The 12,956-nt window shown below is 50.1% G+C and carries 13 protein-coding genes and 1 riboswitch; of the genes, 12 read left to right on the plus strand and 1 reads right to left on the minus strand.

Features of this window, described 5'->3' with window-relative positions:
• The first annotated feature begins 2 nt into the window (after positions 1–2).
• The 7 genes from rlmN to KNO68_RS02315 all read left to right on the plus strand — a co-directional run bounded on the left by rlmN (position 3) and on the right by KNO68_RS02315 (position 6,732).
• Positions 3–1,088 (plus strand): dual-specificity RNA methyltransferase RlmN, encoded by a 1,086-nt coding sequence (gene rlmN, locus KNO68_RS02285; RefSeq protein WP_015881342.1) that lies wholly within the window; start codon positions 3–5, stop codon positions 1,086–1,088.
• Between the two features lie 8 nt (positions 1,089–1,096).
• Positions 1,097–1,831 carry a Stp1/IreP family PP2C-type Ser/Thr phosphatase gene (locus tag KNO68_RS02290; protein WP_214733691.1) on the plus strand — a complete coding sequence of 245 codons (735 nt, stop codon included), beginning with the start codon at positions 1,097–1,099 and terminating at the stop codon, positions 1,829–1,831.
• 5 nt (positions 1,832–1,836) lie between these two features.
• A complete protein-coding gene (gene pknB, locus KNO68_RS02295; RefSeq protein WP_214684500.1) occupies positions 1,837–3,789 on the plus strand; it encodes a Stk1 family PASTA domain-containing Ser/Thr kinase in 1,953 nt (650 codons plus the stop codon).
• 42 nt (positions 3,790–3,831) lie between these two features.
• Positions 3,832–4,719, plus strand: a complete 888-nt coding sequence (rsgA, locus tag KNO68_RS02300; protein WP_214684887.1) for a ribosome small subunit-dependent GTPase A — start codon at positions 3,832–3,834, stop codon at positions 4,717–4,719.
• A gap of 3 nt (positions 4,720–4,722) precedes the next feature.
• Positions 4,723–5,379 carry a ribulose-phosphate 3-epimerase gene (rpe, locus tag KNO68_RS02305; protein WP_015881346.1) on the plus strand — a complete coding sequence of 219 codons (657 nt, stop codon included), beginning with the start codon at positions 4,723–4,725 and terminating at the stop codon, positions 5,377–5,379.
• Between the two features lie 20 nt (positions 5,380–5,399).
• Positions 5,400–5,500, plus strand: a riboswitch (TPP riboswitch).
• 72 nt (positions 5,501–5,572) lie between these two features.
• Positions 5,573–6,148 (plus strand): energy-coupled thiamine transporter ThiT, encoded by a 576-nt coding sequence (gene thiT / locus KNO68_RS02310; protein ID WP_214684498.1) that lies wholly within the window; start codon positions 5,573–5,575, stop codon positions 6,146–6,148.
• Positions 6,145–6,732 carry a thiamine diphosphokinase gene (locus tag KNO68_RS02315; protein WP_214684496.1) on the plus strand — a complete coding sequence of 196 codons (588 nt, stop codon included), beginning with the start codon at positions 6,145–6,147 and terminating at the stop codon, positions 6,730–6,732. The genes thiT and KNO68_RS02315 overlap by 4 nt, the downstream gene beginning before the upstream one ends.
• A 56-nt stretch (positions 6,733–6,788) precedes the next feature.
• Here the strand turns inward: KNO68_RS02315 and rpmB are convergent, their stop codons facing one another.
• Positions 6,789–6,977 carry a 50S ribosomal protein L28 gene (gene rpmB, locus KNO68_RS02320; RefSeq protein ID WP_015881349.1) on the minus strand — a complete coding sequence of 63 codons (189 nt, stop codon included), beginning with the start codon at positions 6,975–6,977 and terminating at the stop codon, positions 6,789–6,791.
• Positions 6,978–7,229: 252 nt separating this feature from the next.
• Between rpmB and KNO68_RS02325 the strand changes: the two genes are divergently transcribed.
• The 5 genes from KNO68_RS02325 (at position 7,230) to recG (ending at position 12,937) form a co-directional block, all read left to right on the plus strand.
• On the plus strand, positions 7,230–7,592 hold the full coding sequence (locus KNO68_RS02325; RefSeq protein ID WP_015881350.1) for an Asp23/Gls24 family envelope stress response protein: 363 nt from the start codon (positions 7,230–7,232) through the stop codon (positions 7,590–7,592).
• Positions 7,593–7,614: 22 nt separating this feature from the next.
• Positions 7,615–9,294, plus strand: a complete 1,680-nt coding sequence (locus KNO68_RS02330; RefSeq protein ID WP_214757121.1) for a DAK2 domain-containing protein — start codon at positions 7,615–7,617, stop codon at positions 9,292–9,294.
• Between the two features lie 63 nt (positions 9,295–9,357).
• On the plus strand, positions 9,358–10,020 hold the full coding sequence (sdaAB, locus tag KNO68_RS02335) for an L-serine ammonia-lyase, iron-sulfur-dependent subunit beta (protein ID WP_214684492.1): 663 nt from the start codon (positions 9,358–9,360) through the stop codon (positions 10,018–10,020).
• A 12-nt stretch (positions 10,021–10,032) separates the two neighbouring features.
• Positions 10,033–10,920 carry an L-serine ammonia-lyase, iron-sulfur-dependent, subunit alpha gene (gene sdaAA / locus KNO68_RS02340; protein WP_015881353.1) on the plus strand — a complete coding sequence of 296 codons (888 nt, stop codon included), beginning with the start codon at positions 10,033–10,035 and terminating at the stop codon, positions 10,918–10,920.
• Complete coding sequence (recG, locus tag KNO68_RS02345; protein ID WP_215112000.1) at positions 10,907–12,937, plus strand: ATP-dependent DNA helicase RecG; 2,031 nt, start codon at positions 10,907–10,909, stop codon at positions 12,935–12,937. The genes sdaAA and recG overlap by 14 nt, the downstream gene beginning before the upstream one ends.
• The last annotated feature ends 19 nt before the right edge of the window (positions 12,938–12,956 follow it).

The raw sequence follows: 12,956 nt of genomic DNA on the forward strand, positions 1-12,956 counted from the left end.
ACATGAATCCAAAAGCAGTAGAAAAGAATCCACTCGTAGGCGCAAAACCGTCACTTTATTCGTTGACGTTCCCCGAACTTGAGGCATGGGTGATCGAGGCAGGAGAAAAGGCATTCCGTGCGAAACAATTATATGATTGGATGTACGTCAAACGGGTCACGACTTTTGATGATATGACCAACGTTCCGAAAGCGCTTCGCGACAAATTAGAGGCATCGTTCCAATTGACGACGTTAAAAGAATTGGTCAAGCAGGAATCCCAAGACGGCACAATCAAGTTCTTGTTTGAACTTCAGGACGGGTACTCAATTGAAACGGTACTCATGCGTCACGAATACGGAAACTCGATTTGTGTCACGACACAAGTCGGTTGCCGGATCGGATGTACGTTCTGTGCCTCGACACTCGGCGGCTTGAAACGAAACTTAGAAGCCGGGGAAATCACAGCCCAAGTGCTCGACGTACAACGTGCATTAGACGCGACAGGAGAGCGCGTCGACTCTATCGTCGTCATGGGAATCGGCGAACCGTTCGATAACTACGATGAGTTAATGCGTTTCTTACGTACTGTCAACCATGACAATGGACTCAACATCGGAGCACGACACATCACGGTATCGACGAGTGGGATTGTTCCGAAGATTTACAAGTTTGCCGATGAAGGTATGCGAATCAACTTCGCCATTTCACTTCACGCACCGACGACGGAATTGCGTACTAAGCTCATGCCGATCAACCGTGCCTTTGACTTGGACAAGTTGATGGATGCGGTCCGTTATTACACAGAGAAGAGCGGACGTCGCATCACGTTTGAATATGGACTCTTTGGTGGTGTCAACGATACGGAAGAATATGCCCATCTCTTGGCAGACCTGTTAAAAGGAATCAAATGTCACGTCAACTTGATTCCCGTCAACCATGTACTCGAACGTGACTATGTACGGACACCGCGAGCTCAAATCTTTGCCTTCGAAAAAGTGCTCAAAGACCGCAATGTGAACGTGACAATCCGTCGCGAGCAAGGGTCGGACATCGATGCCGCTTGTGGACAGCTTCGAGCGAAGGAGCGCGAACAAGAAACGAGGTAATCAGAAAGATGGAATTAGCATTTCGAACAGATCGTGGACAAGTACGCACACAAAATGAGGATGCAGTTTTAATCTTAGGTGATGCCATAACCGGGATTGCCCTGGTTGCAGACGGAATGGGTGGGCATGCAGCGGGAGAGGTCGCGAGTCAAATCGTGATTGAAGAGTTTAGACGGGCGTTCCCGTCTCTCCCGGCAACCCCTGTCGAAATCGAACGATGGTTCCGCCACCACATCGATTTGGCGAACGATCAAGTGTTGCAATTTGCGAAGCAGTCGAATCTTGTCATGATGGGAACGACTGTGGCAGCTGTTTGTTGGAATGAAGAAACGGTGGTCATCGTCCATATCGGAGATAGTCGCGTCTATGCGCTCCAGGCGAATGAGTTAAGACGTCTTACGGAGGACCATTCTTACGTCAATGTGCTCAAACAACTCGGTGAATTGACGGAAGAAGAGATGCGGGTTCATCCGAAACGAAATGTCATCACCCGGGCAATCGGTTCAAGCGAACAAGTCGAACCTGACGTGCAAGTGCTCGCTGACCCTGAGTTTGATGTGATTTTAATTTGTACGGATGGATTGACGACACACATGACCGATGTGGCGATTCAACACGTATTACAACAAACGGCATCCGCCGAACAAAAAGCGGAGCAACTCATTGCAGAAGCCAATCAATTGGGAGGAAGCGACAATATCACGGTCGCCCTCGTTCAATTCACAGATAGAAAGAGAGGATGAATCCGATGCGAAGCGGAGAACGAATCAACGATCGTTATCGGATCGAACAACAAATCGGCAGCGGAGGCATGGCAAATGTCTACCGGGCTCATGACGAGATCTTAAACCGAACCGTCGCCATCAAGGTGTTGCGATCTGAATTCTCACATAACGAACAATTTATACGTCGGTTCGAGCGAGAAGCCCATGCGGCTACGAGTCTGAACCATCCAAACATCGTGGCGATTTATGACGTCGGCGATGAAGAAGATTTGTACTATATCGTCATGGAGCATGTCGATGGGGTGACGTTAAAACAATATTTGCAAGAGGAATACATATCTGTCGATGAAGCGCTACGCATCATGGGACAGATTTGTGATGCGATTGACCATGCCCATGCGAATCGAATCATTCACCGTGATATCAAGCCGCAGAACATGATGATCGATCAGCACGGTAACGTGAAGGTGACCGATTTTGGGATTGCCGTGGCGATGTCGAATGCGACGTTGACGCATACGATGTCCGTACTCGGCTCGGTCCATTATTTCTCACCTGAGCAAGCGCGCGGTAAATTTGCTGATGAAAAGTCAGATATTTATTCGCTCGGTGCCGTACTGTACGAATTGTTGACAGGTCGTGTCCCGTTTATTGGCGAGACACCCGTCGCCGTCGCCCTTCAACATTTGCAAGATGACCCGATTCGACCGATGGACTTGAATCCGAATATTCCACAGGCACTCGAAAACTGCGTCATGCAAGCATTGTCGAAGTCACCAGGTGCCCGTCATGTTTCGGTCGCAGCCTTTAAGAAAGACTGCATGACGGCATTAAGCCGTGAACGCGCCAATGAGCCGAGACGTGTTCCGGCCAGTCAGGATGAGTTCGATCAAACGCTCGTCATGACACCGGTCATACCTGAAGAAAAACCAGAGACGCCAGTAACACCGACTCCGGTCACAGCGTCTAGTGAGCAAGAACCTGAAGCGGTGACTCCAGTAAAAAAGAAGAAACGCAAATGGTGGATTTGGATTTTACTCGTGTTGATCCTGATTGGAGGGAGCATTGCGGCATACGTGGTCGCCGATGAAATGTCACGAGCCGTCGTTCCGGATGTCGTTGGAATGAGTATCGGAGATGCCACTTCTGAACTTGAGAATGCCGATTTCGTCGTCGAAGTGACGGAGCGGGCGAGCGATGACGTCGAAGAAGGTGAGGTTATTTCGCAAAACCCACAACAAGGGCGTAAACCAAAACGAGGCACGACGGTGACCATCGTCGTTTCGGCCGGGAAAGAAACCGTCGAAATGCCGAATGTGGAGGGATTGTCCCAAACAGCAGCTGAACGCATGTTAAAAGATCTGGCATTCAGTGACCTTGAAATCAAAACAGAAGCTTCGGAAACAGTCGCTAGCGGAGATGTGATTTCGCAATCCCTCGACCCAGGCGAGGAAGTCGTTCCTTCAGAAGTGACGGTGACGCTCGTCGTGTCGACAGGAAGCAACAAAGTCGAACTGTCGAATCTCGCGGGATATACGTTTGACGAGGCATCGACTTATGCCGATCAAAACAAGTTAAAAATCGTGAGACGGGATGAGTTTTCGACAAGTGTTCCTAAAGGTCAAATCATCCGTCAACTTCCAACGGCGGGTACGGCAGTCGATCCGGGAACGGAACTTACGGTCATCGTATCGGAAGGGGTTGAACCGACGGACGTCTCCATCGAACGTGAAGTGAGCGTCGAAGTCGAGCAACCGGACAAAGACAAGAAACCGAAAGCCGTCGAGGTCGTGATTCGCACGGTCGATGCGCGCGGTGAAATTGAAGTGTTACGGGATAACATCACAGAGACGACAACGTATTCGTATACGCTCGTTATTGCCCCGGACGAAGTCGGGACCGCAACGATTGAAGTCGATGGTGAAATCGTCCGAACGGATTCAGTCACATATGCACAGGCCAAAGAGGCACAATAAAGAGGTGACGGTGTCGTCACCTCTTTTTTAAGGGAGGTAGTCATATTGAAAGGAACGATTATTCGCTTACAAGGCGGGTTTTATGATGTGATGACCGAGTCGAATCAAGAGATTCGGTGTCGGGCGAGAGGGAATTTTCGGAAACGAAACATCTCGCCTGTCGTCGGGGATGACGTGGTCATTCAAGATCAGGAAGATGGGACGGGCTATATTTTAGAGGTGGAGGAGCGTCAAAACCATCTCGTCCGCCCACCAATCGCCAACATCGATCAGGCATTTCTACTTTTTTCTGTGAAAGAACCGGCGTTTTCTTATCATTTGCTTGACCGATTCCTCGTATTGATCGAATCCAAACAAATTCATCCAATCATCGTGTTAACGAAGATGGACCTACTCAGTGAAGAAGAGACCGGACCGATTCAAGAGGCGGTCGCCCGCTATCGTACCATCGGATATGACGTGATTGAGACGTCGACGGAGCTTTCGGATGGGGTCGATCAAGTAAGGGGACTCTTCAAAGAGAAGACGAGCGTGTTTGCCGGTCAAACAGGTGTCGGGAAAAGTTCACTCTTGAACGCGGTCGCGCCTGAACTCGAATTGGCAACGGGGAAAATCTCAAAATCACTCGGCCGTGGGAAACATACGACACGTCACGTCACGCTCATTCAATTGGCCGACGGGCTTGTGGCGGATACGCCAGGATTTTCAAGTCTTGAGTTCCCGCAAGAACTCGAGGCGGATGAACTGAGATGGTGTTTCCCGGAGTTTGTGGAACGACATGACGATTGTAAGTTCCGGGGATGCGTCCATATCAATGAACCGGGGTGTGCCATTAAACAAGCCGTTGAAGATGGCAAAATTGCTTCAACTCGTTATGAGAATTATGTTACCTTTATGGAGGAGTTAAACGATCGTAAACGGAGGTATTGACAGATGATTAAAATCGCACCATCAATTTTAGCAGCCGACTTTGCCAATTTGGAAGCGGAAGTGAAAGCCGTTCAAGATGCGGGGGCAGATTATATCCATTTTGACGTGATGGATGGGCAGTTCGTGCCGAACATCTCGATTGGACTACCGGTCCTCGCGAGCTTGCGCAAAAAATCAGACATGGTTCTCGATGTGCATTTGATGATTGACCAACCGGAACGCTATGTCGAAGATTTCGTCAAGGCGGGGGCAGACATTGTGACGGTTCACGTGGAAGCAACGAACCATTTACATCGAGTCTTGCAGCAAATCAAAGCGGCAGGGGCGAAATGTGGGGTCGTCTTGAACCCGCACACCCCGCTCTCTACGATTGAACATATCCTTCAAGACGTCGATATGGTATTACTCATGACCGTCAACCCAGGGTTCGGTGGACAAGCGTTCATTGAATCCGTCGTACCGAAAATTTCGGCGCTCAGTCAGCTTCGCAAAGATCGTCAGCTCGATTTTGAAATTGAAATCGATGGTGGCGTCAATGAAGAGACGGCGAAACGTTGCATCGACGCAGGGGCTGATGTCCTAGTTGCCGGTTCGGCCATTTACAATCAACCGGATTATAAAGCCGCCATCGATAGCATTCGTGGCGCATCTCGTGTATAATCGACGGTAGAACAACAAGATAGAGTCGCAAGGGGTGTCACAATATGTGGCTGAGAGGCATACGCTAACCCTTTGAACCTGTTCCGTTCACACGGACGTAGGGATGTGGCGAAAATGCACGTTGCGAATCCAAGCAGCATGGCGTTTACGTCATGCTGCTTTTTGTCGTTCACACAATAAAGGAGGAAGAAAGATGAAATCACGTTTTAAATTACAAGCACTCATCGAAATTTCATTGTTCGCGGCGCTTGGACTAGTCTTTGATTTACTGATCCCATACCGTTTGCCACAAGGAGGGTCAATCAGTCTGGCGATGCTCCCGATCTTTGTGATGGCGTTTCGTCACGGATTGAAAGGGGGACTTGCGACTGGTGCGCTCGTCGGGACGCTTCAACTCTTGTTCGGAGCCTATATCTTTACGCCAGTTCAGTTCTTGCTCGATTATACGGTCGCGTACGGACTTGTCGGCGTGGCCGGCGTCTTTGCCGGACGTGTGAAACAGGCCGCTGGTCAAGGCGCGACGAAGACGCTCGCTACCTATTTGGTGATCGGCGCATTGATCGGGTCGGCGTTGCGTTATGCGGCTCACGTCATCTCAGGGATTGTCTTTTTCGCTGAGTATGCGGAGGGTCCGGTCGTGGCTTATTCACTTGGCTATAACGCAACTTATATGGTTCCGTCGTTTGTCATCTCAGCCATCGTATTAGTCTTACTCTTCACGACAGCTCCGCGATTCACGCGTGTCGCGACACGGGACATTCGTCAATGAACATCTTGATCGTCGCGGCGAGTCCGGAACCTATTCCGGACTTACCGCGTGATGCCGATTTTGTCATCGGTGTCGATGGCGGATATCAGAGATTATTAGATGAGGGGATTGATGTCGACGTCGTGGTCGGGGACTTTGATTCGTTTGTCGGAACACCTCCTGAGGAAGCGCTACGTTATCCATCTGAAAAGGATGTGACCGACCTCGAGATTGCGCTTCAGTTGGCAATCGATCAAGGGGCGACCCAGATGCACGTGTACGGGGCACTCGGTGGTCGAGTTGATATGACGTTCGCGAACGTCGGTCTACTCGAATCGTATCCGGGGATGGTTCTTCATGGGACGGGTCAAACGATTTTTCTCGCTCGGCCAGGAAGTTATGAGATTAAAAAACTAGATGAACATTACTTGTCTTTCATGCCTTGGAAAACCGCTACGATTTCAATTGATGGGGTCAAATATCCACTCGACCGTCATCCGGTCCATAGCGCGCAAGCGTTGACTGTATCAAATGAGTGGAGCGAAGAGCGTGCCTTGTTGACGGTCCATGAGGGAATGGTCCTTGTCATGCTCGTCAAAAAATAAGCAAAAAAAATCCCATCGGCGAATGCCGCTGGGATTTATTCGTTCGTGTATAAGTATTATACGCGTTCAACGAGACCTGATTTAAGTGCGCGAGCTGAAACCCAAACGCGTTTCGGTTTACCGTCAACGAGAATACGAACTTTTTGTACGTTTACACCCCAAGTACGTTTTGTCTTGTTGAGTGCGTGCGAACGGTTGTTACCTGATTTAGGTGATTTACCTGTTACGTAGCATTTACGTGCCATGCGTTTCCCCTCCTTTTTTATGTGGGTTCGTCCTAATAGACACTCGTTTATATTAGCACGGCTTTTTTCCCGATGCAACTAGAAAATCATACCATGACAAGAAAAAAACTTGACATTACTCTCAAGGATTTGAATAATGAATGAGGTTATCGCCTTAATTGACCGAGATTCTGGAGCAGGTTCTTTTAATAACTAGGTACTTATTGTAGAATGTACATTAGGAATCATTCCGAATAAAGGAGGCTACTCCATATGGCAATTGAAATGAAGACAACATATGGCAATATTGACATCACAAGTGACGTCATCGCGACACTCGCAGGTGGTGCGGCGATGGAATGCTTCGGTGTGGTCGGCATGGCTTCACAAGCACAATTGAAAGACGGCATTGCTGAATTGTTAAAACGTGAAAATTACGCGCGTGGTGTCGTCGTACGTCAAGAGGATGAGGACGTACATATCGACATGCACATCATTGTAAGCTACGGGACGAAAGTATCGGAAGTCGCATACAACGTGCAAAGCCGAGTAAAGTATACACTCGGAGAAACTTTAGGATTAAACGTTTCGTCGGTAAATATATTCGTTCAAGGCGTTCGTCTGACGAATGACTGACGAAAACGGAGGAGGATTTGGTGTGGGTTTAAATCGTTTAGATGGCGTGGCGCTCTCAAACATGATCGCGAACGGAGCGGCCAATTTGAGCCAAAACGCAGATTATGTAGATTCGCTTAACGTCTTCCCGGTTCCAGACGGAGACACGGGAACGAACATGAACTTGACGATGACGTCAGGTGCGAAAGAAGTAGCAACCATGAACACATCTGATGTCGCAGAGGTATCATCAAAGTTCGCTCGTGGACTCCTGATGGGAGCACGCGGAAACTCAGGCGTTATTTTAAGCCAGTTGTTCCGCGGTTTCGGGAAAGCCGTTGAAGGAAAGACGGAACTCACGACAATTGATTTTGCAGAAGCACTCAAACGCGGTGTCGATACGGCATACAAAGCGGTTATGAAACCGGTTGAGGGAACGATTTTAACGGTTGCTCGTGAAGCAGCTGATGAAGCGCTCCTTGCGTCTGAGTCGACAAGTGATTTCGCAGAGTTCATGAAACGAGTCATCGTCGAAGCAAAAGCTTCGTTAGACCGTACACCGGACTTATTACCGGTGTTAAAAGAAGTCGGCGTCGTCGACTCAGGTGGTCAAGGACTTCTCGTCATTTACGAAGGATTCCTCGCGAGTCTTGAAGGAAAGGAACTCGAAAAACCACATACACCGGTGATGGATGCATTGGTCGAAGCAGAACACCACGCGCATGCGGCACAAGGATTCATGTCGACAGAGGACATCGAATTCGGTTACTGTACGGAGATCATGGTCCGTTTCCAAGAGGACAAGCTGAAAGATACACCGTTCAACGAAGATGCATTCCGCAACGAGTTGTCTGAACTCGGGGATTCTCTTCTTGTCGTCGCGGACGAGGAACTCTTGAAAGTTCACGTTCACGTCGAGACGCCAGGTGAAGTCATCACGAAAGGGCAACGTTTCGGTGAACTCGTCGCGGTCAAAATCGAGAACATGCGTCAACAACACTCGACGATTCTTGAAGAAGAACACGGTGCCAATCAGCACGGTGTTCAACAAGCGGAGAAGCCGAAAGCACCATTTGCCATCGTAACGGTCGCAATGGGTGAAGGCGTCAGCGAACTGTTCCGTTCACTCGGGGCGGCCCACGTCATCGAAGGTGGTCAGACGATGAACCCGTCGACAGAAGATATCGTCAAGGCGATTGAGTCGGCACATGCGGAACACGTCTTCATCTTCCCGAACAACTCCAACATCATCATGGCGGCTGAACAAGCGGCGTCTGTCGCACCGTGCGGCGTGTCGGTCATTCCGACGAAGACCGTCCCACAAGGTCTCGCTGCAGCCATCGCATTCAATCCTGAAGCGGATGTCGAGATGAATGAACAAGCGATGAAAGCGGCAGCCGCGACAGTGAAGTCCGGCCAAGTGACATACGCTGTTCGTGATACGAGCATCGATGGCGTTGAAATCAAAAAAGATGAGCACATGGCGATTGCTGAGAAGAAAATCGTTTCTTCATCTCCATCGAGCTTAGAAGCGGCTAAACGATTAGTCGATGCGCTCATCGATGCAGACGATGAAATCGTCACGATCTTAACAGGAGAAGGCTCTTCTGCATCGGACGTAGAAGCGTTGACGTCATATATCGAATCGGTGAACGACGAGATTGAAATTGAAGTTCACGACGGCAAACAACCGCTTTACTCTTATATTTTTAGTGTGGAATAAGCTGTTTCGAATCCCTACCTTCTGTATAATGAAGGTAGGGATTTTTGAAAGGGGGAAAAATTGATGAAATATCGTAGTGTGTTTGACATCATTGGTCCGGTCATGGTCGGACCGTCGAGTTCGCATACAGCAGGTGCTGCCCGCATCGGCTTGATGGCCGGGAAGTTGTTCGGGAGAACGCCGCGTACGGCGCACATCACATTTTATGGGTCGTTTGCTGACACGTATCGGGGTCACGGTACGGACGTGGCGATCGTCGGTGGAATCATGGGATTCGATACATTCGATCTGAGAATCCCACAGGCGTTAGATATCGCCCGTGAAAAAGGAATCGAGGTCATCTTTGAGACGAGTGATCTGTTGACGGATCATCCGAATACGGCCCGGGTCTTGCTCGAAGATGATTTTGGCACATTTGAGATTGTCGGAATCTCAATCGGTGGGGGAACGATTGAGATTACGGAACTGAACGGATTCCCGTTGAAACTGACAGGCGGGGGACCTGCACTCGTCGTCTTGCACCATGATCGATTCGGGGCCATCGCGGCTGTGACCGGTGTGTTGGCGAACCACCAATTAAACATTGGACATATGGAAGTGAGCCGCCATGAAAAAGGGATGCAGGCGTTGATGGCGATCGAGATTGATGAGACCATTCCTGCGGAAGTGATCGCAGAGCTGGAACGGTTACCGCAAATCGAACGGATAGCTATTTTTGGGGAATGAGGAGAATGTGTGATGTTTAAATCAGTAGAAGAATTAGTGACGATTGCAACAGAACGGAACATCCCGATTTCTGAAGTGATGATTGAGCAGGAGATGCACGTCAGACGTGCCAGTCGCGAGGACATCATCGGGATGATGGACCGAAATCTTGAAGTGATGGAGGAGGCGGTCGAACGCGCACTCCAAGGTGTCACGTCGGTTACGGGATTGACGGGGAATGATGCCGTACTCATGCAAGACTATATTCGTTCGGGCAAGTCGCTCGCTGGGGACCTCATTTTAGATGCCGTCTCGAAAGCGATTGGGACGAACGAAGTGAACGCGGCGATGGGACGAATCTGTGCGACGCCGACGGCGGGGAGCGCGGGCGTCGTACCGGGAACGTTGTTTGCGGTAAAAGATCGCCTTGAAATGGACCGCGACGCGATGATCCGTTACTTGTTCACGTCAGGTGCGTTCGGATTCGTCGTGGCGAACAACGCCTCGATTTCAGGGGCGGCTGGTGGATGTCAGGCCGAGGTCGGGTCGGCGACGGGCATGGCAGCCGCGGCCATCGTTGAAGCAGCTGGCGGGACACCGGACCAGTCGGCTACGGCATTTGCGATAGCCCTAAAAAATATGCTCGGTCTCGTCTGTGATCCTGTGGCGGGGCTGGTCGAAGTTCCATGCGTCAAGCGAAACGCCATGGGCGGTGCCAACGCTATTGTCGCAGCAGATATGGCGCTCGCGGGGATTACCTCACGTATTCCTTGTGACGAGGTCATCTCGGCGATGCATGAAGTGGGACAAATGATGCCGACCGCCTTAAAAGAGACCGCAAAAGGCGGACTTGCCAATACACCGACGGCTCGTCGCCTCGAACGAAATATATTTGGAGCGAAAGAAGATGCAAAACAATGATCGACTGACGACGCTGAAAGGGGTCGGGCCAGAGATGGCCAAAAAGTTAGAAGTGATGGGACTTGTTCGAATCGAGGACGTGCTGGAGCACGTCCCGTTTCGTTATGAGAATTATAATAGTGGGACAGTGACGACGGCTGTTCACGGTGACCTCGTCAAGTGGAGCGGGACTGTCCAAGCCGAACCGCTCGTTCGCTACTATAGTAAAGGAAAGAATCGTCTCCAGTTCCGCTTGCTACTCGAAGACCGATACGCCGTCCAAGTGACGATGTTCAACCGTGCCTTCTATAAAGAAAAATTGGTGATCGGGGAGACGGTGACGGTCAAAGGGAAATGGGACATGAACCGGATGACAATCAGCGCGACCGACCTTGAATTTGGTGCCCCCTCAGGCGGATTGCAACCGATTTATTCATTACGAGCCGGACTGACACAAAAGAATTTCAGTCGGATTGTGAAGCTCGCTTTTGAGCAGGTGAACGATTTGCCCGAACAGGTCCCGCAAGCCATTCGCGACCGCTATCGATTAGTTGACCGGATGACGATGCTACGTGGGATGCATTTTCCAGATACAGTGGAGACATATAAACAGGCGAGACGAAGCTATGTTTATGAAGAGTGTCTCATGTATCAGTTGAAATTACAGGCGTTTCGGAAAATGGAGCGGTCAGGAAACGGTCGGGCCCTTCACCTCGATAAGCATCAATTGAATGAATTCGTCAAACGGCTCGCATTCCCATTAACCGGAGCCCAGACAAGGGTCATCCGTGAAATCGTATCTGACCTTGAAAGACCAGAACGGATGAACCGATTGTTACAAGGGGATGTCGGGAGCGGGAAGACCGTCGTTGCCGCGATTGCCTTGTATGCGACTGTGACAGCCGGGTATCAAGGAGCTTTGATGGTGCCAACAGAAATCCTTGCCGAACAACATGCGACATCGTTACAGGAATTATTTGAACCGTTTGGCATCACGATTGCCCTCCTGACGAGCTCGGTGAAAGGGAAGGCGCGCGAAGCCCTACTGACGGCAATCCGATCGGGTGACGTCGACATCATCGTCGGGACGCACGCGCTCATCCAAGGACCGGTCGAATTTTCGAATTTACATTTGGCGATCACAGATGAACAACATCGATTCGGTGTCGAACAACGGAAGAAACTTCGCGATAAAGCTGAATTCGCGGACGTCTTATATATGACCGCGACACCGATTCCGAGGACGCTTGCCATCAGTGCGTTCGGAGAAATGGATGTTTCCACAATCGATGAGATGCCAAAAGGACGAAAGCCGATTGAAACGTATTGGGCGAAACACGACCAAATCGATCGTGTGCATGCAATGGTCGATCGGGAACTCGCACTCGGCCGTCAAGCGTATGTGATTGCACCTCTCATCGAGGAGTCGGATACATTAGAAGTGGAGAGTGCGACGGCACTGTATGAGCTATTGAAAGAGCGCTTCTCGAACTATGGCGTTGGCCTGATGCATGGAAAGCTATCGAGTACAGAAAAAGACGAGATTATGAAATCATTCGCCGATAATGCGACACAGATTCTCGTCTCCACAACAGTCGTCGAGGTAGGGGTGAACGTCCCGAACGCCTCTCTAATCATCATTCATGATGCCGAACGTTTCGGTCTCGCGCAATTACACCAGTTGAGAGGGCGTGTCGGTCGTGGTGCGCATCAATCATTCTGCATCTTGGTAGGAGACCCGAAATCGGATGTCGGGAAAGTCCGTTTGAAGACGATGACGGAAACGAACGATGGCTTTGTATTGGCAGAAAAAGATTTAGAGTTGCGTGGGGCTGGTGATTTCTTTGGAACCGCACAGAGCGGTCTCCCGAGTTTCCGTGTCGCCGATCCCGTTCTCGATTTGAAAGTGATGGAAGTGGCCATGCAAGATGCCGTGAAACTTCTCGGAAGCGACACCTTTTGGCATGACGCCCAGTATGAAGGGTTACGTGGCTATTTGAAACAACTCGACCTTCTCGTTGGGGAAAGGTTAGAATAGTACTTGAAAATGACGACTA

The organism is Exiguobacterium sp. s75 (assembly GCF_018617145.1).
In the GTDB taxonomy this organism is placed as follows: domain Bacteria; phylum Bacillota; class Bacilli; order Exiguobacteriales; family Exiguobacteriaceae; genus Exiguobacterium; species Exiguobacterium profundum.